This is a genomic window from Singulisphaera chitinilytica, assembly GCF_049331405.1.
Classification (GTDB): Bacteria; Planctomycetota; Planctomycetia; order Isosphaerales; family Isosphaeraceae; genus PoT.
Genome location: NZ_CP186274.1, coordinates 6,229,719 through 6,253,225 on the forward strand (window position 1 = coordinate 6,229,719; position 23,507 = coordinate 6,253,225).

General features: G+C 65.4%; 17 protein-coding genes and 3 pseudogenes. 10 read left to right on the forward strand and 10 right to left on the reverse strand.

Going from position 1 to position 23,507, the window contains the following annotated elements:
- Positions 1-264 precede the first annotated feature (264 nt).
- The 3 genes and pseudogenes from ACOYYX_RS24750 (at position 265) to tnpA (ending at position 5,420) form a co-directional block, all read left to right on the forward strand.
- Positions 265-2,922 carry a M16 family metallopeptidase gene (locus ACOYYX_RS24750; RefSeq protein WP_422924684.1) on the forward strand — a complete coding sequence of 886 codons (2,658 nt, stop codon included), beginning with the start codon at positions 265-267 and terminating at the stop codon, positions 2,920-2,922.
- A 157-nt stretch (positions 2,923-3,079) separates the two neighbouring features.
- Positions 3,080-4,780: a prenyltransferase/squalene oxidase repeat-containing protein gene (locus ACOYYX_RS24755; protein ID WP_422924686.1), complete on the forward strand. Its 1,701-nt coding sequence runs from the start codon at positions 3,080-3,082 to the stop codon at positions 4,778-4,780.
- 213 nt (positions 4,781-4,993) lie between these two features.
- A pseudogene (tnpA, locus tag ACOYYX_RS24760) lies at positions 4,994-5,420 on the forward strand (IS200/IS605 family transposase).
- 169 nt (positions 5,421-5,589) lie between these two features.
- Here the strand turns inward: tnpA and ACOYYX_RS24765 are convergent.
- From ACOYYX_RS24765 to ACOYYX_RS24775, 3 genes are all read right to left on the reverse strand, one after another.
- Complete coding sequence (locus ACOYYX_RS24765; protein WP_422924688.1) at positions 5,590-6,393, reverse strand: hypothetical protein; 804 nt, start codon at positions 6,391-6,393, stop codon at positions 5,590-5,592.
- Between the two features lie 88 nt (positions 6,394-6,481).
- Complete coding sequence (locus tag ACOYYX_RS24770; protein WP_422924690.1) at positions 6,482-6,736, reverse strand: KTSC domain-containing protein; 255 nt, start codon at positions 6,734-6,736, stop codon at positions 6,482-6,484.
- 144 nt (positions 6,737-6,880) lie between these two features.
- Complete coding sequence (locus tag ACOYYX_RS24775) at positions 6,881-7,297, reverse strand: response regulator (RefSeq protein ID WP_422924691.1); 417 nt, start codon at positions 7,295-7,297, stop codon at positions 6,881-6,883.
- 708 nt (positions 7,298-8,005) lie between these two features.
- On the opposite strand from ACOYYX_RS24775, the gene ACOYYX_RS24780 reads away from it, so the two are divergent.
- Positions 8,006-8,482 (forward strand): hypothetical protein, encoded by a 477-nt coding sequence (locus ACOYYX_RS24780; RefSeq protein WP_422924693.1) that lies wholly within the window; start codon positions 8,006-8,008, stop codon positions 8,480-8,482.
- Here ACOYYX_RS24780 and ACOYYX_RS24785 read toward each other — a convergent pair.
- Together ACOYYX_RS24785 and ACOYYX_RS24790 are read right to left on the reverse strand one after the other, a co-directional pair.
- Complete coding sequence (locus ACOYYX_RS24785; RefSeq protein ID WP_422924695.1) at positions 8,475-9,782, reverse strand: TolC family protein; 1,308 nt, start codon at positions 9,780-9,782, stop codon at positions 8,475-8,477. The two genes, ACOYYX_RS24780 and ACOYYX_RS24785, sit on opposite strands and share 8 nt — an antisense overlap.
- Before the next feature lie 204 nt (positions 9,783-9,986).
- Positions 9,987-10,349 carry a hypothetical protein gene (locus ACOYYX_RS24790; RefSeq protein WP_422924697.1) on the reverse strand — a complete coding sequence of 121 codons (363 nt, stop codon included), beginning with the start codon at positions 10,347-10,349 and terminating at the stop codon, positions 9,987-9,989.
- A gap of 219 nt (positions 10,350-10,568) precedes the next feature.
- Here ACOYYX_RS24790 and ACOYYX_RS24795 point away from each other — a divergent pair, with 219 nt between their 5' ends.
- The 5 genes and pseudogenes from ACOYYX_RS24795 to rplS all read left to right on the forward strand — a co-directional run.
- On the forward strand, positions 10,569-11,135 hold the full coding sequence (locus ACOYYX_RS24795) for a TetR/AcrR family transcriptional regulator (protein WP_422924699.1): 567 nt from the start codon (positions 10,569-10,571) through the stop codon (positions 11,133-11,135).
- A gap of 123 nt (positions 11,136-11,258) precedes the next feature.
- A complete protein-coding gene (gene ffh / locus ACOYYX_RS24800) occupies positions 11,259-12,743 on the forward strand; it encodes a signal recognition particle protein (RefSeq protein WP_422931661.1) in 1,485 nt (494 codons plus the stop codon).
- Positions 12,744-13,108: 365 nt separating this feature from the next.
- Positions 13,109-13,447 (forward strand): 30S ribosomal protein S16, encoded by a 339-nt coding sequence (gene rpsP / locus ACOYYX_RS24805; protein WP_422924701.1) that lies wholly within the window; start codon positions 13,109-13,111, stop codon positions 13,445-13,447.
- A 17-nt stretch (positions 13,448-13,464) separates the two neighbouring features.
- The gene (trmD, locus tag ACOYYX_RS24810) at positions 13,465-14,124 is read left to right on the forward strand and encodes a tRNA (guanosine(37)-N1)-methyltransferase TrmD (RefSeq protein ID WP_422924702.1); all 660 of its coding nucleotides are present in this window, start codon (positions 13,465-13,467) and stop codon (positions 14,122-14,124) included.
- A 171-nt stretch (positions 14,125-14,295) separates the two neighbouring features.
- A pseudogene (rplS, locus tag ACOYYX_RS24815) lies at positions 14,296-14,637 on the forward strand (50S ribosomal protein L19); the annotation flags it as partial.
- 246 nt (positions 14,638-14,883) lie between these two features.
- On the opposite strand, the gene ACOYYX_RS24820 reads toward rplS, so the two are convergent.
- The 5 genes from ACOYYX_RS24820 to ACOYYX_RS24840 all read right to left on the reverse strand — a co-directional run bounded on the left by ACOYYX_RS24820 (position 14,884) and on the right by ACOYYX_RS24840 (position 22,147).
- Positions 14,884-15,789 (reverse strand): cation diffusion facilitator family transporter, encoded by a 906-nt coding sequence (locus tag ACOYYX_RS24820; protein ID WP_422924704.1) that lies wholly within the window; start codon positions 15,787-15,789, stop codon positions 14,884-14,886.
- Between the two features lie 37 nt (positions 15,790-15,826).
- Positions 15,827-18,982, reverse strand: a complete 3,156-nt coding sequence (locus tag ACOYYX_RS24825) for an efflux RND transporter permease subunit (RefSeq protein ID WP_422924706.1) — start codon at positions 18,980-18,982, stop codon at positions 15,827-15,829.
- A gap of 234 nt (positions 18,983-19,216) precedes the next feature.
- Positions 19,217-20,839, reverse strand: coding sequence for an efflux RND transporter periplasmic adaptor subunit (locus tag ACOYYX_RS24830; protein ID WP_422924708.1), 1,623 nt, complete (start codon positions 20,837-20,839; stop codon positions 19,217-19,219).
- 159 nt (positions 20,840-20,998) lie between these two features.
- The gene (locus ACOYYX_RS24835; protein WP_422924710.1) at positions 20,999-21,379 is read right to left on the reverse strand and encodes a hypothetical protein; all 381 of its coding nucleotides are present in this window, start codon (positions 21,377-21,379) and stop codon (positions 20,999-21,001) included.
- A 171-nt stretch (positions 21,380-21,550) separates the two neighbouring features.
- Positions 21,551-22,147 (reverse strand): restriction endonuclease, encoded by a 597-nt coding sequence (locus tag ACOYYX_RS24840; RefSeq protein ID WP_422924711.1) that lies wholly within the window; start codon positions 22,145-22,147, stop codon positions 21,551-21,553.
- 765 nt (positions 22,148-22,912) lie between these two features.
- Between ACOYYX_RS24840 and ACOYYX_RS24845 the strand changes: the two are divergent.
- Positions 22,913-23,458, forward strand: a pseudogene (locus ACOYYX_RS24845) (ice-binding family protein); the annotation flags it as partial.
- Positions 23,459-23,507 lie beyond the last annotated feature (49 nt).

Genomic DNA, 23,507 nt, shown 5'->3' on the forward strand with positions numbered 1-23,507 from the left:
CGAGCCTTCCCAAACGAAGCGCCGCCGGCGGGCCGGCGAGACTTCTTGATGGGGGCATTGTATCGCTCGTTGGAAGGTCGGGAAGAGAAAAAACTCGCATGCGCGCCCATGTTTCGTCAAGCATCAAAGCCGGCGAAGTCCCGGGGACGGCTAATCTCTTCCCAATCGGACCATTCCCGGGTGGATAGGCATGAAACTTTACTTGCGGTATCGTAAGTTTGTGACCAAGAATCTTTGCCGACCTCCGAGAACGTTCGTCGCCCCATGACATGGCCCCTCCTCTTCCCCGAATTCCCGTTTACAAAGACCACGCTCGCCAACGGACTTGACGTCATCATCAGGCGCCAAGGGCCCCTGCCCCTGGTGGCCGTGAACCTCTGGTATCACGTCGGATCCAAGAACGAAGAGCGGCGTCAGCGCGGTTTTGCGCACCTGTTCGAACACCTCATGTTCGAAGGCTCCGAGCACTATCCCGGCGACTTCTTTAAGCCGCTTCAGCGCCTCGGGGCGAGCATCAACGGCTCCACCTCCGCCGACAGGACGAATTATTTCGTCGACCTCCCCGCCGCCCATCTCGAGCGGGCCCTGGCGATGGAGTCGGATCGGATGGGGCACTTCCTCCCGGCCCTGACCGAGGAGAAGTTGCGGATCCAGAAGGACGTGGTCAAGAACGAGTATCGGCAGAACTACGGGAACCGCCCGTATGGGATGGTCGGCCGGATCCTGGCCGAGTCACTGTATCCACCCGACCACCCCTATAACTGGCTCACGATCGGCCTGATGGAAGAGGTCGAGGCGGCCACGCGCGAGGACGTCGAGGCTTTCTTCCTCCGTTATTACGTGCCGAGCAACGCGAGCCTCTGCCTCGTCGGCGATCTCGACGAGGATAAGGCCCTCGCATTGGCCGAGCGCTACTTCGGTCCGATCGCCGGGGGATCCAAGTCCCTGCGGATCTGGGCGCCAACGGTTGAGCTGACGCAAGGTCAAGAGATCGTTCTCAATGACCGCGTCGAATTAGATCGATATTATGAAGTATGGCCGACGGTCGCCCATTTCGGGGACGACGACGCCCCGTTGACGCTCCTGGCCGACATCCTGGCCCGGGGCAAGTCGAGCCGGCTCTATCGCAAGCTCGTTGTGGATAAGGGTCTGGCCCAGGACGTGACGGTCTCGCAGTCGGCCCGGGAGCTCGCCGGGACCTTCGGCGTCGTGGTGACGCTCCGCCCCGGGGAGTCCTGGGAAGAGGCCCGCGCCCTGGTCCTGTCGGAGCTGGCCGAGGTCGCCGAGCGCGGGGTCGAGGCGGATGAGCTCGAGCGGGTCAAGAATGGGCGGACGGCCGGGTTCATCTACGCGATGGACAACATCGGCGGGTTCGGCGGCGTGGCCGATCGCCTCAATGCCTACAATACGTATCGAGGCGACCCGGGCTGGTTCCGGCAGGACCTCGAGCGATACCTGGCGGTCCGAGGCGAGGAGATGCAGGCGGCGGCCAGACGCCACCTGATCGGTCGGAATTCGATCCGGCTTCTGGTCCAGGGGAAGAAGCCGGCGACCACCCTGCCGCCGCTCGATCGCTCGGTCGTCCCCTCGAGCGCCCCGGCCGTGCCATTCAGCGCCCCTCGCCCCGAGACGGTGACGCTCGCCTGCGGGATCCCGCTCTGGGTGCTCCCGCGCAGGGACCTGCCGATCATCGCGGCGACCGTGGCGCTCGGCGGGGGTGGAGCCGGGACCCAGGCCCCCGGGGTCTACGGCCTGGCGCAACTCACCGCGTCGATGATGGACGAGGGGACGACCACGCGGTCGTCGCTCGACCTCGCCCGCGCGGCCGAGTCCATGGGCTCGAGTCTCTCGACGAGCTGCGGCTGGGATGGCGCCTACGTCAGCCTCCAGAGCCTCTCGCCGCACTGGCAATCGAGCCTCGACCTGGCCGTCGACGTGCTCCGGAACCCGACCTTCCCCGAGGCGGAGTGGAACCGGATCCACGCCCAGACCATGGCCGGGCTCAAGGCCGAGCGCGACCGCGCCGAGTCCAGGGCCCATCGCGCCCTGCTCCACGCCCTCTACCCGGCCAACCACCCGTTTTCCTCGCCCGTCGATGGCGAGGAAGCGATCGTCGCGAAGCTGACCCTCGACGACGCCCGCCGGTTCCATGCCGAGCATCACGGCCCGTTCAACGCGGCCTGCGTGGTGGCCGGCGACGTCGACATCGACCGGGTCGCGAAGGAGCTGGACGAGAGGCTCGCCGGTTGGGTCGGGCCGGAGACGACCAGGCCCGCCCTGCAAGCCCCCGCCCTGCCCACGCAAAGACGACTGCTCCTGCTTGACCGCCCGGGGGCACCCCAGGCGGTGGTGCATGCGGGGCACGTCGGGGTCCATCGGCTCGACCCCGACTACACCGACCTGCTCGTCCTGAACCAGATCCTCGGCGGTCAGTTCTCCTCAAGGCTCAACGCGAAGCTCCGCGAGGAAAAAGGGTTCACCTACGGGATCCGCAGCAGCTTCGACGTGCGCCGGAGTGCCGGGCCTTTCGTCGTCGCCGCGAGCCTCCAGAGCGACCGGCTTGCCGAGGCGATTGAGGACCTGCGCGGGGAGGTCGAGGCCCTGCTGACCGATCGTCCGCCGACCGAATCGGAACTGGATGATGCCCGGCGATCGTTGATCGAGGGGCAGGCCCGGCAGTTCGAGACCCCGTCGTCGCTGGTCGCGCGTTATGCCGGGCTGTTCATCCACGGCCTGCCGACCGACTACCACGCGCAGTTCGCCGGGCGGCTGGCCTCGATCAGCGTCGACTCGATGAGGGCCGCGGGCTCGCGCCGGATCCACCCGGAGTCGCTGACCTTCGTCGTGGTCGCGGACGCCTCGAAGGTGCTCGGCCCGCTCCAAGGGTTGGGCTGGGCCGAGGTCGAAGTCGTCTCGGAGTAAGCCTCGCGTCGACGCGGGGGTTGTATCGAAACATACAAACCTTTGCGCGAAACGGGGGCCGGATTCTCGGCGAAACCCTTAGCGGCGCGGGCACGGACGAATACAATGTCATGGACATTCAGGATGGCCCTTTCCCCAATGACGGACGGGTTCCCCGATGCCGCCCACGAAGCGCCCCCGTCTCACGCGTCTCGCACGCATCCAGTTTCGCCGATTGGTGCGTCGGCTCGACCGGCTGGCACCCCTGATCCTGCTCTGGCTCCCTTCGTGGGGGACCAGCCTGCTGCTCCACGCGATCGCGATCCTGCTCCTGGCCCTCTACTTCTACACCCACACCGGCGCCCGTAAGGAGGCGGTGATCCAGGCGAGCCTCCCCTCGCAGCTATCCGACGACGTGACCTCGCTAGTGCCCGCCAAGATCGCGGGGGATCCGTTCACGACCCTGAAGAATGAAGAATCCCCCTCCCTGGCGCTCAAGCCCTCGCCGCTCGATGCCGAGGAGATCGTCCAGCCGAAGATGCCCGACCTCACGGAGTTCGCCCCCGAGCTCGCGGCGCCCGAGATGCCCATGGAGACGGCGCCCGGCCCAGAGCCCAAGGGGGCGAGGGCCAGGGGCGGAAGGGGAGGCTCGGGTCGAGGCCTGCCGTACGCCCTGCACGCCGAGAGCCTGATCGCCCCGTTCTCCGGCAGGCAGGGGGAATCGAAGGCGAAGCTCGTGCGTCGCGAAGGGGGGACGGCGCGGTCGGAGAAGGCCGTCGAGGACGGCATTGACTGGCTGATCCGGCACCAGCGCGAGGACGGCGGCTGGAGCCTCAACTTCCACGGCCAATGCCGGGACGGCGACGGTTGCCCCGAGCAGGTCGCCATGGAGTCCGACACCGCAGCGACCGGCCTGGCACTCTTGCCGCTCCTGGGCGCGGGGCACATCCACACCGCCAAGAGCCGATATCAGGGGAACGTCCGCAAGGGGCTCGAGTGGCTGGTCGAGCGTCAGCAGGACACGGGCGACTTCTTCATCGGTGGCAGCAACAGCGCCCGGATGTATAGCCACGCGATCGCCACCATGGCCGTCTGCGAGGCCTACGGATTGTCCCAGGACCAGACCCTGCGGGGCCCCGCCCAGAAGGCGATCAACTTCATCATCGAGTCGCAGAACAGCGCGGACGGCGGCTGGCGGTATTTCCCGACCCAGCCCGGCGACACGTCGGTCTTCGGCTGGCAGATGTTCGCCCTGAGGAGCGCCCGGCTCTCGGGCCTGAAGATCCCCATCAATGCGCTCAAGGGATGCAAGACCTACCTCGACCTGGCCGCGACCGACGCGAGCAAGACGATGTATGGCTATCAGCCCGGCCGGGATGTCTCCCCCGTCATGACGGCCGAGGCCCTGTTGAGCCGCCAGTACCTCGGCTGGCCGCGCAACTTCCCCCCGCTGGTCAAGGGGGCCTCGCAGGTCGCGAACCACCTGATGAACTCCCAGGATCGCAACATCTATTACTGGTATTACGCGACCCAGCTCCTGCACAACATGCAGAACAAGGACTGGAAGCGCTGGAATGTGCAGGTGCGCGAGGGCCTGATCGTGATGCAGATTGCGGGCAAAGGCTGCGACCGCGGGAGCTGGGACCCTCGCCTGCCCCAGCCCGACCGCTGGGGGGCCTCGGGCGGCCGGCTCTTCCTGACGGCCCTCTCCCTGCTCACCCTCGAGGTCTATTACCGCTACCTGCCGCTCTACCAGCCGAGCGACGCCGACTCCGCCCCGCTTGACGCCGACGCGCCCGCCGAGCCCAAGAAGCCGATCGTCAAGCCGAACGAACCGGCCGCCCTGAATCTCAAGGCCGGGCTCGCGCCGGGAGCCTGAGGCGAAAAAGAAGAGCGGCCCCGATGGCTGGTGGGCCATCGAGGCCGTTCTCTCAATCTCAATCGGATTCCGGCTGGCTCGCTCGGCTTGACTTAATACGTCATAAATCCACGGCCTCTGGCCGTGCGACCCGAAGAGCTTCGAGCGATCCGACGTGCAATGAAATAGGCTCCTCCTTCCAGGAAGGCCCCGAGGGGCAGGAAGGAGGAGCCTATGCACGAATGGCAGAGCCTTTCCCATGTCCGGTGGGAATGCAAGTACCACGTCGTGATCATACCGAAGTACCGCCGCAAAGTCTTCTACGGAAGGCTTCGGCATCAGATCGGCCCGATCCTTCGGGAATTGTGCCGTCAACGCGGGATCGATCTGTTGGAAGGGCACGCGATGCCCGACCACATCCACCTGTGCTTGAGCATACCGCCCAAGTATAGCGTGGCGAACACGATCGGGTTCCTGAAGGGCAAGAGCGCCGTCCGGATCCATCGTGAGCTGTTGAAGGAGTCGCCGGATGACGGGCCTGCATTTCTGGGCGACGGGTTATTGCGTGAGCACGGTGGGCCTTGATGAGGCCCGGGTGCGGCAGTACATCCGCGAGCAGGATGAGCTGGATCGTCGGCAGGGCGAGTTGAACCTGGAGTAACCCCGTAGGCCCCGAGGGGGCCTTCCTGGCCTTACGCCCCCCGCGGGGGCTACCGCATGTACCGGGCTCCGACGGAGCGACTCAAGTCATCGCCCCCAACGGGGGCTTCCTCACGTATCGGGCCCCCTCGGGGGGCCTTCCTGATACCTCGGCCTCCGGCCGAGGAGCCTCATTCGGCGACGAACCGGCTGCGGGGGATTTTCTTGTAGACGACGAGCTGGTTGAGGACCAGGCTCTTCGGGTTCAGGTCGACCGGGGTGAGGAAGACAATATCCCCCTTCTCGGCGAACGACTGGGTCCCGCGGGTGACCTGGGTCATCGTGAACGAACCCGAGGCGTCCGGGACGATCGTGGCGACGTTGTTGCCCGGAGTCCCGACGCGGAGCGGATCCAGGCCGAGGGCGTTGCCCACGACGTACAACTGCCCCGGGATCCCGTTCGTGCCGGGATCGATCGGGTAGGCCCAGCCGTAGAGCGTGTTCTGTCCGGCGATGTCGAACGCGTTCATGAACCGGTTGAACGTCGGGTCGATCGTGGTGACCACCGAGTTGGTTGGTAGCACGCTCTTGTTCGTCGCCGTCACCAGGGTCTGGTCGGTCCCTTCATAGACGTCGAGGTGATCGGTCCGGACCGTGTTCGAGCCGAGGTCGAGGCCGATGGCCTCGATCAACGAGCGGTTCGTGAGGGCGGCGGCGTTCGTCGGCCAGCGGACGAGGTACTGGCTGACCGACTCCCATGAGATCGGGAACTGCTGTCCTTCATGATTCTGCACGACCAACCACTTGGAGTTGGACATGATCACTTCGCCCCAGGCCCCCTTGGGGGGCGGCGGGGGTAGCGGGGTCAGTCCCCCCGCGGTCAGGTTCACATACGGCCCGGGATACGCCTGCGACCAGGCCCTCGAGCCCGGGATCGTGGCCAGGGCCAGGAGCGCCAGGCCGACTCGCGTCCACGAACCCACACCGATCTTCATGGCCCGTCCCTCCATCCAGAGCAACGTGACTGCACGGATCGCCGCCTTGCCGATACGTTCAAGCGACGACGACACTACCGATACTATTCTATCGGTCGTGGGGAATCGAGAGGACGAGATTTCGGGCGGGCCCTGATTCGATGATCACGCAGGGGTATGAATCCTTGATGAACTCGCGGAAGAACGCGTCATGCGAGCCGGCTTTGATGAATCGGTCGTAGACCAGGGTCACCACGGCCCGATACAGCCGGGCCCGCCCGGACGAGAATCCGATCTCCAGGGTGAAGGTCGTGTCGCTGTGCCGAATCGACTGGATCGATGTCGAGGCTCGAGTCTGGGGCATGGGGCGCTCCCTTGCTCCCCGCTCGAGTGCGGGCCGGCAAGCAGCTTTCTTTCGAGTCCTTGAAGGCCGGATTAAGCGGTGAGAGACGATCGATGTCACGCGGATGAGTCGGCGCGAAGCGGGGAGTGTCGAGCGAGGCGGGCGTCAGTTGAGGCGTTTGGCCAGGATTGGGAGGAGGTCGGCGAAGTCGACCGGCTTGCTGAAGTAGTAGTCGAACCCCGCCTTCCGGGCGGCGTCGGGATGCATGTAGGGGGCGTAGGCCGAGATCCCGATGATGACCACCGACTTCAGGTCGGGGTCTTCTCGGATCAATTCGGCGGCCTTGAACCCGTCGAGGCCCGGCAGGCGGATGTCCATCAGGATGAAATGGGGCCGGAAGGTGAGGGCGGTCGGATAGACAAGTGCCCCATTCAGGACCTCCTTGACCTCGAATCCGTAGTGGCCCAGGAGCAGCGACGTGACCGTGGCGAGGTCGCCATAGTCCTCGGCGATGAGGATGCGAAGTCGGACCGTCTTCGACGGTGACATCGCCATCTGGAGGAGATCGGAAAACCAGTGCATGGACGGCCCCGGGAGCCCGGCGCGGCGGTTGTACATAAGGACCATACCGGGCCGCGGGGCGCATCCCTCTCCATTGAGGAGGATGGAATGTCCCGCCGCCGGGCCTTCATCCGGATCCAAGCAAATGAGGGGCCTGAGTTACGCCTCGACGAGACATTTGCCGGGAACCAGCCGAGGGCCGGCCCCTCCAACCAGGGGGCATGCACTCCGAGGACCGGACAGGTCTCGACGCCGGTGAGCGTCGGGATTCCCAAAAGATTCGTTGGTTACCAAACACCGGCCCGAGACGACTACGGGCGATTGGTTTCTGATCGGGATGTGATGGGAAATTAAAGCTAAAGGATGCAGGACAAAAAATGTGACCTATGGTTTTATTACGGGCTGGCGTCGATCTCTCCATTCGATTCCGGTTCGACGCCGGGAACCCCCGGGACACCCAGCCCGAGTTTCTAGGCGGGGAGGCCGCTTTCTTTGCGCAGAAATTGGCCCATGGCGGACCCGTCGCCGACTCCCATTCCGCGTGTCGGCGGTTTGCGAAGGCAGACGGAGGAATTCCACCCTGCCCCTTTGCCTTGATTCTCAAGCCTTAATTGTAGGGACGAAGCTGTCCCGAAGGCGACGACCATCGGTGCGGTGCATTCATCCCCGAGACCGGGGAGCGACCATGGCGGTCAAACTTGATGCCCACGGCGGGATCGATAGAATCTTATGAGTCGACTTACGCGAACCGTGCTCATCATCGCGGGCCACACCGGCACGAGGCGGGCCCTGGACCTCATCTTCCGACAGGCCGGCTGGAGGACACTCACGGCCTTGACGACCCTCGAAGGCTTCGGCCACCTGCACCTGGGGCCGAGTTGCGTTCTGCTCGACCTGCCTGACTCGGGCCGCGAGGGGGAGATGATGATCGACCGGGTCGAGGCGCTGGGGCTCCAATCCCGGGTGGTCGTGATCTCGGGGACCGAGGACGTGTCGGGCCCGAGGGCCGGCGACGACGGCTCCCCGCACGTCTACCTCGCCAAGCCGGTCAACCTCTCGAGGCTCTTCTCCCTCTTCGACCCCGAGGATCTGGCCTGGGGCGAGGTCAAGTCCATGTCGAGGCGGTTCGGTCCGCCGCCGGTCCGTCGCGGCCCGGCGAGCCTTCCGTCGGGCCAAGGCATTTCCTCGCTGCGATCGGTCAGTTAGCCCCGATGACCTCCAGCAGCTTCGCATGCGCGACGCGGTAGTCGGCCTCGGCGTGCAGTTGCTCGAGCTCGGCCTTCGAGGTGGCGACCTTCGCGTCCTGGAGCGCGGCGGGGGCCTTGATCGTCTTCTCGGAGTCCCTGCGTGCCCCGACCATCTCGTTGGCGAGGCCCAGAGCCTCGGTAGCCTGCTCGAACGCGGCGTACGCCTTCCTGGCCTCGAGAGCGACCTTGTCGATGGTCACCTGGATGTTCTGCTGGGCCTGGGAGACCTGGAAGAGACGCTGGTGCTTGACGTGCCGGCGCTTTCCCCAATCGACGAACGTGTATGATGCCGTGACCCCGAAGGCCCCGAAATTGTCCTGGATGACCGGGGCCGCGGTCTGGTTGAAGTACGAGCCGAAGATGTTGACGTCGGGCAGGAACTCGGACTTCGCCACCTGGAGCGCGGCGTCGGCCTTCTGGGACGTGGCCATCGCCTCCTGGATCTGCGGGTTGCAGGCGATCGCGAGGCTCGCCGCCTCATCGGCCGAGTGGACCGGGGGCGCCGGGGGCATCGGCTCGACGAGCACGAGGATCGTCCCGGCTGGGAGTCCGACCAGGCTGTTGAGCACTTCGGCGATGTCGGCCGCCTGGCCGTGGACCTGGTTCAACGCCTGCTTCGCCTCGATGGCTGCGATGCGGACCTCCGGCGAGGGTTTGACCCGGGAGAGCTGCTCGGCATATCCGACCTGGAGACGCAGGGCCCCCTCGATCTTCTGCGCCCCGTGCAGGCCATAGAAAGCCTGGGCGACGCCCGAGAGCAGGTCTCGCGTCCCCTTGGCGTACTGCGCCTTCGCGATCTCCTCGTCCGCCTTCGCGATCTTGACCGCAGCGTTCACCGCGATCAGCTTCGTGATCGGCTGCGCGAGCGTGATGGCGGCGAAGCTGCTGTCCTGGTTGAGGGCGTTGACGGCCACGGTGCGCGTGCCGGGGGGGAGGATGCCGAGTCGGCCCGTTCTGACCGTGTTGACCGTGCCTAGGTCGGTGTTGAAGTGCAGGTAGGTCACGTTGCCCAGGAGCTTGGGCAGGTAGTCGGTCTTGGCCGCCGCCGTGGCCTCGGCCTTCTCGCGGACCCCGAGGTCGGCGAGCCCGAGTTCCTTGTTCATGGTCAGGGCCCGCTGCTTCGCGTCCTCGAGCGTCAGGTGATAGACCCCTTGCGGGGGCACGGGGACCGACGCACCGGGGATGAGGGCATCCTGCGCCCGCGCTTCGAGACCGATCGCGAGTAACGCAAGGACGACCAGCTTGCGCACGGGTAGCATGTCAGACTCCTCCTCCTTGAGGCGAGCCCTCGCGGAGGGGGATTCCGCGTGGAGACTCTGAACCGGCCTTCCTCGGCCGTCACAAGGAACGGTATCGACACAAGGAGGGTAAAGTGGGCAATCAAAATCCCGGATTCGTCGAACCTTCTCGACATGGGGGCGAGATCTGAACGGATCTGGATCTGGGGGGATCGTCGTTCGATCTCAGAGGTTTCCGCCGTGGAGTTCGCCGAAGTGTTTGGCGAGCATCAGGCCGATGAGCAACGCCCCGACGACCAGCGCGGCCGCATGGGCCGTGCGCCTGAGGTCGAATCGCCCGACCTTCAATGTCAGCCCGTAGGCCACAATCAGGTTGAACATCCCCCAGAGCGTGTTCACCGTCGACGACGAGAGCCCCCTCCCCGAGGGCGTCGCGAAGGGGCTCTGGAAGGGCTCGCCCGAGAGTCCCTTGACCAGGTGGGGGATCGCATTGGTGAGGAAGATGCCGCCGAAGACGTAGGCGATGAGGTGATACCATCGCGTCGTCTTCACCGGTTCCAACGTCGTCGCATGGGCTTCGTGATCCATCTTGGGAATCAACCTCCGGCCGTATCGCGTTACCAATAAAACCTCCCGAGCGCACCGACGCCGCTCGGGGGACGTGCGAGGCCGACCCGCATCTGATAACATGAGGTAAGCCTCGCAAACAGATTTATGAGGATATCCTCGCAAATGTCAAGTCCCAGGGAGAGAATTACGGCTCGCGCCCCTCAGCGAGAGCGCGGCAAGCGCAGGGTTGCCTCCCTCATGGAAGCCGCCCTTTCCCTCTTCGCGGAGAAGAGTTACGACGCCGTCACCATGACCGAGGTGGCGGCGCGGGCGGGCGCCCCGATCGGGTCGCTCTACCAGTTCTTCCCGAGCAAGGAATCGCTGGCCGAGGCGCTCCTCGAGCGATTCGGCGAGCAGGTCGTGGTCGCGCTGGGCGCGATCGAGGAGCGGGCGGCCGCGATCTCCCTCCCCGAACTGGCGGAACTCTTGCTCAGAGTCCTGCCCGGCATGCAGCAGGAGCGGGCCGTGGTGTCGACCCTGCTGGAGTCGCGTCAGGACGCCTCGGCTCGGGCCCTGGAGCTGAGGCTGCTCCTCCGACGATATGTCACCCGGATCCTCCGCGTCAGGGCCCCGGAACTGCCCCTCGAGCGTGTTGAGGCCGCCGCCCTGCTCGTCATCCAGCTCATGAAGGCCGCCGCGAGGGTCGACGCCGAGAACGAGGCCGGCGTCCGTGAGGTCGTCCTCGGGGAGTTGAAGGAGGTGATGGTCCTCTACCTCAATGAGAGGCTGGGAGCCGGTCCGGGCGTCGACGGGTCGAGCGATTGAGAGGCGAGCTTCGGCAACCTCCGGTGGCACTCCGACCTCGCTCGACCTTGGCGTTGCGAGAGGTTGTGAGAGTCATTATTGTGGTAGGTTCGCGATCCGCTGTACATGGGAACGGACCAGGCCATGTTCGATGACCTTCAGAAACGCCTCTCGACCGCATTTGGACGCTTCCGCGCGCGTGGAGTCCTGACGGAGGCCAATATCCAGGAAGGCCTCCGCGAGGTCCGCACCGCCTTGCTCGAGGCGGACGTCCACTATCAGGTGGTCCAGGAATTCATGGCCAAGGTGGGCGAGAAGGCCGTCGGCCAACTCCTCATCAAGAGCGTCCGCCCCGAGCAGCAGATCGTCAAGATCGTCCACGACGAGCTCGTCGAGCTGATGGGCCCCGTCGATCCGTCGATCCGGATCGAGAAGTCGGGCCTGACCGTCATCATGCTCTGCGGCCTCCAGGGTTCGGGCAAGACGACGACCTGCGGCAAGCTCGCACGGTTGCTGGCCTCGCAAGGTCGCAAGCCGCTCCTCGTCGCCGCCGACCTCCAGCGCCCCGCGGCCATCGAGCAGCTCAAGGTCATCGGCCAGCAGTTGCAGGTCCCCGTCTACAGCGAGGCGAGCTCGAACCCGGTGAAGGTCTGCCAGGACGCCCTCCTGGAGGCGAACCGCCAGGGACGCGACACCGTCATCCTCGACACCGCCGGCCGGCTCCACGTCGACGACGAGCTGATGGCCGAGCTCCAGCAGATCGAGAAGAAGGTCAAGCCGCATCAGGTCTTCTTCGTCTGCGACGCCCTGACCGGCCAGGACGCGGTCTCGTCCGCGGGCGCGTTCAACAAGGCGCTCGAACTCGACGGCGTGATCCTCACCAAGCTCGACGGCGACGCCCGCGGCGGCGCGGCGCTCTCGGTCCGCAAGGTGACGGGGGTCCCGGTCAAGTTCGTCGGCAAGGGGGAGAAGCTCGACAAGCTCGAGGCGTTCGAGCCCGAGCGGCTCGTCGGCCAGATGCTCGGCATGGGCGACATCGTGGGCCTGGTCTCGGCCGCCCAGTCGGTGATGGACGAGGAGGAAGCTGCCCGGCAGCAGGAGAAGCTGTCCAAGGGCAAGTTCGACCTCAACGACTTCCGCCAGCAGATCTCGCAGATGAAGAAGATGGGGTCGCTTCGCGACCTCGTCGGCCTGATCCCCGGCATGAGCCAGATGCCGGTGAACCTCGACGAGCTCGACGCCGACGGCGAGGTGAAGCGGATCCAGGGCATCATCGATAGCATGACACCCGCCGAGCGCAGCAACCCGCACATGATCGACATCTCGCGTCGCCGCCGGATCGCGGCCGGTGCGGGCGTCGAGCCTTCCGACATCTCGGGGCTGGTCAAACAGTTCGACGCCATGGCGGCCGTCGTCAAGAAGATGTCGCAGATGAGCATGCTCGACAGGCTCCGCACCATGGCCGGCCTGGGCCAGGCCGGGGCCTTCAACCCGGGTGCGAAGCTCATGGCCCCCAAGTCCGGCGGCGGCAAGCGGCTCACTCCCAAGGAACGGGAAAAGGCCCGCAAACAACGCGAGAAGGACGAGCGCAAGAAGCGCCGCGAGGAGAAGAACAACCGGGAAGGTTGACCGCTGAGGAGCGAAGGGCCCCACTGCGGCCGATTATCCCGGAAAAGCCGATCAGTCCGTCTCGGAGGAAAAATCCGGCCGCATCCGTGTTCCCAACGCGGATGCGACCTGGTTACAATCTCCCTTTCCCTCCCGACAGGGGTGGCGAATTTCGAGGACCGTTCACGGAAGGGTCCCGGGGAGGATGTCCCCCTTTTGTTTCCGTTTTGATCCGATCGATAGGGGATGGAGCGGGAGAGCAATTCTCGCCGCGACGCAAGGCCGCCGTTGGCTCGGGACCGGCCTTGTCCTTTTGAGGAAGTGTGAAGGGTTCCCGAAGGTCTTGCCATGCGTCCGAGCCGGCTGGTTCTTGCAGGAGTTTTCGAGTGGTCCGTATCCGCATGAAATCGTTCGGCCGTCGTCATCGCCCGTTCTTCCGCATCTGTGCGATGGACGCCCGCAGCCCCCGAGATGGGCGTGCGATCGAGGAACTCGGGCACCACGACCCGATGGTCCGCAACGTCGATGCCCGCACCGTCCTCAACGTCAACCGGATCCGCTACTGGCTGTCGGTCGGCGCCCAGCCGAGCGAGAAGGTTCAGGCCCTGCTGACCCGTTACGGGGTCACCAAGCCCGCGCCCGGCGAGGACTGGAAGCTTCCGGAGCCCCCCGCCGCCGCTGCCGCTGAGCCGGCCGCGACCCCGGCCGCCCCGGCCGCCTCGTAACGAACGTTGGCCCGACGATGTCCGCCCCCTTGGTTCGCTTCGACCTCCTGACGCTCTTCCCCGCGCTCTTTGACGGATTCCTCAATGAGAGCATCCTCAAACGCGCGATCCAGAAAGAGCTCGTCGCCGTCCATCGCTGGGATATCCGCGACTGGGCGGAGGGGAAGCACAAGCAGGTGGATGACCGGCCGTTCGGAGGAGGCCCCGGGATGGTCCTCATGGCCCCGCCCACCGTGGCGGCGGTCGAGGCCGTCAGAGCCTCCGCGGAGCCGCCCGGACGCCTGATCGCCCTGACGCCGCAAGGCCGCAGGCTCGACCAGGACCACGTCCGAGAGCTGGCCAGGGAACCGAGGCTGATCCTCCTCTGCGGGCGGTACGAAGGGTTCGACGAGCGGATCCTCGAGACGTTGGAGCCGGAACGACTTTCCATCGGAGACTTCGTGCTCTCGGGCGGTGAGGTGGCGGCCATGGTCGTCGTCGACGCCGTCATGCGGCTGATACCGGGCGTCCTGGGGGACGCCGAGAGCGCTGTGGACGAGTCGTTCGGGCCTGATGGCGGGCTCGAGTATCCCCACTACACCCGCCCCCGCGAGTTCCGCGGGCGCGAGGTCCCCGAAATCCTCCTGGGTGGCGATCACGCCGCCATCGCACGTTGGCGTCGAGAACATCGACGATGATGATGATTCATCGGGGGTAGGCAGGAGAAGGGAGCCGAGGAGACAACCGCTGCAGGAAGGCCCGGGGGCCGCCCCGAGTTTCGCCCGACCGCCGCGAGGTCTCGTCTCCTCCGGACGCACCTGTCTCCCGAAATATCCGCCTGCTCATCTGCGGAGACGAAGGGTTCAGTCATGCAAAATCACCTGATGGAATTGATCGAGCAATCGAGCATGAAAAGCTCGATTCCGAAGTTCGAGATCGGCGACACGGTCGACGTGCACGTCCGAATTCTCGAAGGCGAAAAAGAACGTATTCAGATCTTCAACGGCGTCGTGATCGCCCGCTCGGGCACCAAGACCCGCGAGATGTTCGTGGTCCGCCGCATCGTGCAGGGCGAGGGCGTCGAGCGTAAGTTCCCGGTCCACTCGCCGCGGATCGCCGACATCGTCGTGAAGCGTTCGGGCAAGGTCCGTCGCGCCAAGCTCTACTACCTCCGCGAGCGTTCGGGCAAGGCCGTCCGCCTCAAGGAGCGCTTCCCGACCAGCAAGGTCACCCCCGCCGAGGCCAAGGCCGCCAAGGCCGAGCGTCGCGCCACCAAGATCGCGGCCAAGCAGGCCAAGGCCGAGGCCGCTGCCGCCGCCAAGGCCCAGAAGGCCGCCGAGACGACCGAATCGGCCGAGTAAGGCCGTTCGAGCGAGTCCGCGAAATCCAAGCGTCGAGCCCTACTCGGACGGCCGGGGGGCTCGACGCTTTCATTTCGAAGCCGGACGTTCTTGAGCTCACTGATGATGATCCGAGTGCGCCTCGCCCGCGTCGCAGCCCTCCACCTCGACCTGGATCGTGGAATGGGTGACGCCGAAGGACTGGCGCAGGGCCTCGGCGACGTTGCGGAGCACGTCCTGGCCGCCACGCGTGCTCTGGTCGGCGACGACGATGTGGCAACTGCACGCGATCACCCCCGAGGCGATCGTCCAGACGTGGAGGTCGTGGGTCTCCAGCACCCCCGGCACATCCTTGATCGCCTTCGCGAGCGCCTGCATGTCGATATGCCGAGGTGCGGCCTCCATCAGCACGTTCACCGACTCGGCGAGGATATCCCAGGAACTCCAGAGGATCAGGCCGCCGATCAGGAGCGAGACGATCGGATCGGCGATCGAGGCCCCCGTCACCGCGACGATGATCCCCGCGATCACCACGCCGAAGGCCGACGCGGCGTCTCCGAGCATGTGCAGGTAGGCGCTCCGGATATTGAGATCATTCCTGGCCTCGGCCCTGAGCCAGAGGCTGATGATCCCATTGAGGATCATCGCCACGAGCGCGACCACGATCATCGGCCCGGCCTCGACGGGCTCCGGCGCCCGCAAGAGCCCGATGGCCTCCCAGACGATGACGAGGGCCAGCACGACGAGCGAGACCGCGTTGACCAGCGCCGCGAGGATGCCGACCCGTAGATATCCATAAGTCCTGGCCTCATCCGCCGGCCTCCTCGCAACGCGGATCGCGTACCACGAGAGGATCAGCGCCAGGGCGTCGGCGAAATTATGCCCCGCGTCCGACATCAGCGCCAGGCTGTGGGCAAAGTAGCCCGCGACGGCCTCGGCCGCCACGAATCCGAGCGTCAGGGCGATGGAGAGGCCGAGCTTGCGGCCGGTGACCGGGGCATGCACCGCGTGATCGTGTGCCATCTTGGTTCTTGCCTCTCCCTTGTGAAAACCCGGCGCCTCAGGCGGTGAACGCCGAGGATTCAGTCGCCCTCAATCCATGCGGGCCGGGGACTTCGCTCGCATTATCGAGGATTTCGGCGCTAGCCTCGATGGTCGGCCCGCGCCCGAAGAGGAGGTAGAGCACGGGCAAGGCGAGCATCGTCAGGAGCGTGTCGCAGGCCATGCCGAAGACGACCACCGTCGCCAGCGGGCGCTGGACCTCGGCGCCGATGCCGTTGGAGAGCATCATCGGCACGAAGCCGAGCGCGGCGACGGTCCCCGTCATCAGCACCGGCCGGAGCCTCGCCAGCCGGGCTTGCTCGATCGCCTCGCGTTTGGGGACCCCCTTCGCCATCCGGTCCCGGATCGCGCTGACGAGCACGAGCCCCTCGAGCATCGACGCCCCCGCCAGGGCCACGAAGCCGACCCCCGCCGAGATCGTGAACGGCAGGCCCCGGATCCAGAGCCCGAAGATGCCGCCGACCCTCGCGAAGAGCACCCCGCTGAAGATCATCAGCGCATCCCTGAGCGAGTTGAACGTGATGTAGAGCAGGCTCAGGATCAGGGCCAGCGCGACTGGCACCACGATCAGGAGTCTTCGCTCGGCCCGGCGCATGTTCTCGAACTGGCCCCCCCACTCGATTGAGTAGCCCGTCGGCAGGGTGACCTCCTTCTCGATCCTTTCCTTCGCCTCCTCCACGAACGAGCCGAGGTCGCGGCCCCTGACGTTCGCCTGCACGACGATCCTGCGCTGGCCCCACTCGCGGAGGATCGTCGACGGCCCGGTCGTCTCGATCACCCTCGTCAGTCGGGTGAGGGGGAGCCGCTGCCCCGAGGCCGTCGGGATCAGGATCTTCTCCAGGGCCTTGGGGTCGTCGCGGTAGGAGACCGGCAGGCGGACCACCAGTGGGAACCTCCGGCTCGGCTCGAGGATCTCGCCGACCGAGATCCCCCCCATCGCGTTGACGGCGTCGAGCACCTGCCGCCCCGAGATCCCGTAACGGGCCACGGCGTCGCGATCGAGCTCGACGCGGAGGACGGGCTGGCCGGTGATCTGCTCGGTGCTGACATCCGCCGCGCCCCGGACCTGCTTGATGACCTTCTCGATCTCGGCCGCCTTGTCCTTGAGGATGTCCAGATCCTCGCCGAAGAGCTTGATGCCGAGGTCGGACCGGATCCCGGCGACCATCTCGTTGATCCGCATCTCGATCGGCTGCGTGTAGACGGCCCGCATCCCCGGCAGGTCCTTGGTGACCTTGGCCATCTCGTCGACGAGCTCGTCCTGCGTCTTCGCCTTCTTCCAGCGCTCGCGGGGCTTGAGTGTCACGAAGACGTCGCTCAGCTCGAAGCCCATGGGGTCGGTGGCGACCTCGGCGGTCCCGGTCCGGCTCCAGATCTGGTCGACCTCGTCGGGGAACTCCTCCTTCAAGAGGGCCTCGATCCGCGTCCCGTACTCGAGCGACTCTTCCAGGCTCACGCTCGCCAGCCGCACGGTGTTGAGGACGATCGTCCCCTCGCCGAGCCTGGGGACGAACTCCGATCCCAGCGTGAGCCCCAGGATCGTGGCGGCGATCGTGATCGTCCCCACGAATGTCAAAGTCAGCTTCGGGAACCGCAGGGCGAGGTGCAAGGTTGGCTGGAAGATGAAGTGGGCCAGGCGATCGACGATCGTCTCCTTATCCTTGACCTTCCGGCCCAGGCCGAGCGAGGCGAGCGCCGGCATCAAGGTGAGCGAGAGGACCATCGACGCCGCCAGGGCGAAGACGACCGTCAGGGCCATCGGCCGGAAGAGCTTGCCCTCGACCCCTTCCAGCGTGAGGATCGGCAAGTAAACAATCATGATGATGAGCTCGCCGAACATCGTCGGCTTGCGCACCTCGACGGCCGCCTCGCGGATGATCTCGATCCTGGGGCGCCCGGAGCGGTCGCTCGCGAGCCTCCTGACGCAGTTCTCGATCATCACGACCGAGCTGTCGACGACCAGGCCGAAGTCGATGGCCCCGAGACTCATCAAGGAGCCGGCGATCCCCACGCGCTCCATCATCGTCACGGCGAAGAGCATCGACAGCGGGATCGCCGAGGCCACGATCAGGCCGGCGCGGATGTTCCCGAGGAAGGCGAAGAGGACGGCGATAACCAGCAAGGCCCCCTCGAACAGGTTCCGCTCGACGGTGGCGAGTACGCGGTCGACCAGATGGGTCCGCTCGTAGACGGGGGTGATGATCACGCCGGGCGGCAGCGACTTCCGGACCTCGTCCAGCGCACGGTCTAGGGCCATCGTCACGTTCCGCGAGTTCTCCCCCATCCGCATGAAGGCCAGGCCGAGCACGACCTCCCCCTGCCCGTTCGCGGTGGCCGCCCCTCGGCGGATCTCGAACCCCTCGCCGACCTCCGCCACGTCTCCGACCCGGATCGGCACGCCATCGATCGCCTTGACCACGACCTTGGCGAGCTCGGCGGTGGTCCTGGCGCGGCCGATCCCCTGCACCAGGCTCGACTCGCCCGCGCGTTCGACGTATCCCCCGCCCACGTTCTTGTTGTTCTCGCGGAGGGCCAGGATCACGTCGTCGAGCGTGAGCCCGTACATGGCGAGCTTGATGGGGTCGACCCTGGCCTCGAACTGCCTGGCGAGCCCCCCCCAGGGATTGACCTCGGCCACCCCCGGCACCCGCCGCAGGCGTGGCCGCACGACCCAGTCCTGGATCGAACGCAGTTCGGCGAGATCATATTCGGGGTTCTCGCTGGTGATGATGTAATGATAGACCTCGCCCAGGCCGGTCGCCACCGGGCCCATCGTCGGGTCTTTAATCCCCTCGGGGAGCTGAACCTCGCCGAGGCGCTCGTTGATCTGCTGCCTGGCGAAGTAGATGTCGGTGCCGTCGTCGAAGATGGCCACAACCTGCGAGAGCCCGAACTTCGAGACCGAGCGGACCTCCGCGAGCCCCTTCAAACCGCCGAGGGCCTGCTCCACCGGGAACGTGATCTGACGCTCGACCTCCTCGGGCCCGAGCTCGGGGGCCACCGTGTTGACCTGGACCTGCACCGGCGTCGTGTCGGGGAAGGCGTCCAGCGGCAGTCGTATCGCCGCGCGCACCCCCAGGGCGATCAGGATCCCCCCAAGCAGGAGCACGACGAACCGATTTTTGAGGCTCAGATCGATCAAGGCGTTGAGCATGTATCCGCGTCCGTAAGGTGGGACTCGCCCACTTTGTATCTCGATATGTTGGGTCGGAGCCGGGCTCCGAGGAAGGGCCGCGAGCCTGCCGAGGCCCCCTCATGGCCTTCGAGGCTGGCTGTCTGCCGATCCTGCGCCCGGAGCTTCCGTAGGCTTTGATGAAAATGTCGACGCCTGTGACTGATGGAATCTTGGCCCCACCGTCATCGTCTCGCCTCGTCGGAGGGGCGGGCCTTATTCGCAGCAGCCGGCGCCGATGGAGCCCTTCATGATCTCGGTCTTGAGCAGGAAGGCCCCTCGGGTGACGACGCGCTGGCCGGGCTTGAGGCCCCAGGTCACCTCGACGACGTCGCCGTGATCGGTCGGCTTGGTGACGATCCGCTGGGCGCGATAGCGACCCGGCTCGTCCTCGGGCAGGAAGACGAGGTCGGTCCCGTCCTTGCGCTGGACGGCCATCTTGGGGACGACCACTGCCTTGTGCTCGGGGTCGATCTGAATCTCGGCGCGGCCGAACTGGTTCGCGCGGAGCCGGCCGTCGGGGTTGTGCAACTCGGCCCGGACGCGGGTGGTGCGGGTCTTGTCGTTGACCTCGGATCCGACCCAGTTCACCTTCCCCAGGAACGAGAGGTCGCCCCCCTTCGGGTCGGAGCCGTTGATCGTGAACGAGACGGGCTGGCCGGGGCTGATCTTCGTGATGTCCCCCTCGTAGACGTCGATCCAGAGCCACATCCGCGAGGTGTCGGCGACGACGAAGAGCCGGCTGGCCGCGTCGACGGCCTCGCCCAGCACGGCGTGGCGGATGACGATCGAGCCATCGATGGGCGCGTTCACGTCGAGCAGGTTCTTCGTGTCCTTGGCCTTGAGGAACTGGTTGAGCGCCTCGTCGTCGAACCCGAGGTTCCGCAGCTTCTGCTCGGCGTCCATCGCGCTGGCTTTCGCCTGATTGAGCGCGGTCATCACCTCGAGTTCGGCCTTACCCGGCACCGCGCCCGAGCGGGTCAGGGCCTGGACCCGATCCGCGGTGACCTGTGCGAGGTTGACGGCCGCATGTGACGTGAGGAGCTGAGTCTTCCCCGCGCTGACCTCGGAGGAGTCGACCACCGCGAGCACCTCTCCCCTGCGGACGACCTTGCCGAGGTCGACGCGGATCTCGCGGAGGAACCCCGTGACGCGAGGGCTGACCTCGGCGTAGCGGTTGGCGTCGTAGGCGGTCTCGGCGTTGGCGACGAGCCGGTGCGCGTGGACCTCTTCGGTCACGGCCGCCGTCTGGATCCCGATGCGGCCGGCCAGCTTCGCCGAGGCCAGGCGCACGATCGGCAGCGGTTGGCGGCAGACCTTGGCCTTGGCGGCTGCCGAGGCTTTCGCCTCGGCACCCCCTTTCGTCTCCTTCTCGGCCGCAGCCTCCTTGAGGCATTCCACGCATCCTGCCTCGGGCTGGTTGTGCGTCGCGCACCAGCCGTCATCGGGGAGCGCGGCCGACGCGGAAGGCGCCTTGCCGCACTTGTCGCAGAATTCGCGCGGGAGGCCATGCCCCTTGGGGCACATCTCGAGCTTGTACTTGCGCTCGACCTCCGGGTGGCAGAGCGTGCAGATGTCTTCGGGCAAGCCGCCGTGCTCGTCGCAGAGTTGGAGCGTCTTCTTCAACTCCTCGTGGCAGAGCGTGCAGAATTTCTCGGGGACGCCGTGCTCCTTGCAGTAGAGCCCGCCGTCGTCCTCCGCCTTCTTCTCCCCCGCGAAGGCGAGGAGGGGTCGCACAATGTGGTTGCGGATCAAGTCGGGCTTCGCGACCGCAACCGCCACGCCGGCCAGCACGATCACGCCCGGCACCGCCAGGGCGAGGATGTACTTAAGTTTCATGGGACGTCTTCCCTGCGTAAAGGATCGCGGATCATCACCGCCCGCCGGCGAGCGTACGCTCGAACCGCGCAGGGGTGGACTCAACGCCGGTTTTCAATGGCCCGATCCGTCGATCGAGGAGACGGGCCGAAGGAAAGGACACGTCGAGCGAAGGCGATCTCAGCAGAGAAAGCACTGGAGCCACGCCCGCAAGACCCGGGCGTCATGCCAGCCCGTGGAGGCTGCAGCTCCCCTCTCTTCGGCGAGCGAGGCAACCGTGAGCCGGGGGATGGCCAGGTCGATCACGAAGTGGTGTGGCAGGAACGGCAGGTCGCTCGCATCGGCCGAATGATCCGCGACGCGGACCTCGACCGACCTCACGGCCCCCTGGCAGATGCAGTTATCGCCGTCCTCCGGGCAGGATTCCGGTTCCCCCGCATGCTCGCGCGAATCCGTCGACGTGCCATGCCCCCCCGGCCCGTGGCCGATCTCCGCCGCCCCGCAGATGACGGGGCAGAGCAGGAGCAGGCCAATCAGGACCAGCGAGGCGAGTTTCCGCACGTTTCGTCAGCTCGCACATCAGTTCGGAACGGAACCGGACCCATTCTCTTAAGCATAGGCCCTCCCCCGTTCCCGTCAAGCCGGTTTGCGAGCCGTGTTCGACCTCCGGGTCCATGTCTGCTGAACTGTACTGCTCATGCGGCCACGACCCGGCCTGCAAACCTCAACCTACTACATCCTGATATTGCCGTGGATGAGCGTCGGCAGGTCGTTCCGATCGACGAGGAGGCATCCCACCTTCGCGGCCAGTTCCTTGCACTTCCTCGTGAAGGTCGAGTTCGTGATGACGACCGCGACGTGGCAATGGTGATAGGATTTCCCCGTGTGGACCTCCTGGACCGCCCCGTTGCCGACGGTCGAGTTCGGATACCCCTTGGCCTGGACCGCGATGCGGCGGCCGTCCTTGATCACGATCAGATCGACGCCCTGATCCCCGGTCACCGGGGTGGTTTCGATCTGGTAATTCCAGAATCGGAAGACATCCGCCAGGAAGTCCTCGAATTCGATTCCCGTCAAGCCTCTCCATCGCTGGCTTGAAAGGTCGGCCCTGGCCAATCTGCGCTCGAGTTCAAGCGCGGCCTGCTCGGCGGCGAGCCTGCGAGCGAGTTCGAGCGCCGCTTGGTCTGCCCGATATGTCGATTCGATCCTGAGGTAATCGGCGTGTCGTGCCTCGACGTGGCTCTGGGCGATCCTAAGGTCGCTTTCCGCTCGGGGTAGCTCCGACCTGGCGACCTCCAGCACGGCCAATGCGTCGCGTGATTTCGCCACCAGGATTCGGTCACGCGGGAAATAGAGCAATCCGCCCAGGCCACCTCCGGTCGAGTGCCTATCAAGTAATGACGTGATTTCTTATAAATGCCAGTGGGCCAATTATGGTAAACCCTCCATGGTTGCCCTGATGGCAATCGTGCGATCTACGACATGTTCGCGGTACTTCCCCCGTGGTTCAGCTTTCGCGAGGCGCTCAGGGGTGATACAGCCTTGGTCGATGCCCACCAAGCCATGGAGACTGAAGTATGCGACAGCGAACACATCGGAGGAAACATGAAAAATCGGCGGAGTTCGATGGCGGGGGCGCCACGCGGGATGCCGCGGCATCCAGTGAGTCGGAATTCACCGGGCGAGAATCCGCACAAGGGCCTTGTGGACCACAATGGCGAGCCGTCGGATGCCAGGTGTTGGAGCGGGAATAGCCTACCCTTCACGGCCATCGCCGGCATGGGGTAGCAGTGGAATGGGGAGGAGGCCGAACGCGGGCGGCTCATCCGCACCCTGTTGGAGTCGGGACTGCTCACCCGGAAGGACCCCCGTCCACAAATGCGGAAATGTGGACGAACGCTAACTCGTCCGTAATTGTTAATAGGTTTGTTTTAATTTGATATTCTTTTAAATTCTCAGTACAATAAATTTTGACATTACTTATTAAAAAGATTGTGATCCCAGGAGTCTTCTTCAATGTCGCCAATTCGTCGGAACCGGGGTCGAATCCGCCAAGCGGCCAGAGCGTTGGAACAGTGTGAAGCCCGAATCCTCATGGCTACTATACCCCCGTTGGGTACAGCGGAGGATTTCGCGATCCTCGCTGGTACGACTGTTACCAACACCGGCGCGACTGCCATCGTCGGAAGTATTGGTGTCAGCCCGGGTAATGCGATTACCGGATTTCCCCCGGGGGTCATCACGGGGGGAACGATTCATACCGGGGATGCAGTGGCAGCTCAGGCTGAAAATGATCTTACTACGGCGTACAATGTCCTCGTGGGAGAGGCCGCCGACCAAGACTTGACCGGTCAAGATCTTGGGGGGAAAATCCTGACTCCGGGCGTCTATCATTTCGCGTCGTCAGCCCAGCTGACGGGGCCATTGACGCTCGACGCTCAAGGCGACCCCGACGCGGTCTTCGTAATTCAGATCGGGAGCAGCCTGACGACAGCAACGGACTCGTCCGTTCTTCTGATCAATGGCGCCGACGCTTGCAATGTATTCTGGCAGGTGGGGAGCTCAGCGACACTCGGGACACGCACCGCGTTCGAAGGGAATATCTTAGCGCATACGAGCATCACTCTCGAGACCGGTGCCACCATCGCATCAGGTAGGGCCTTGGCGCAAACCGGTGCGGTAACGCTGG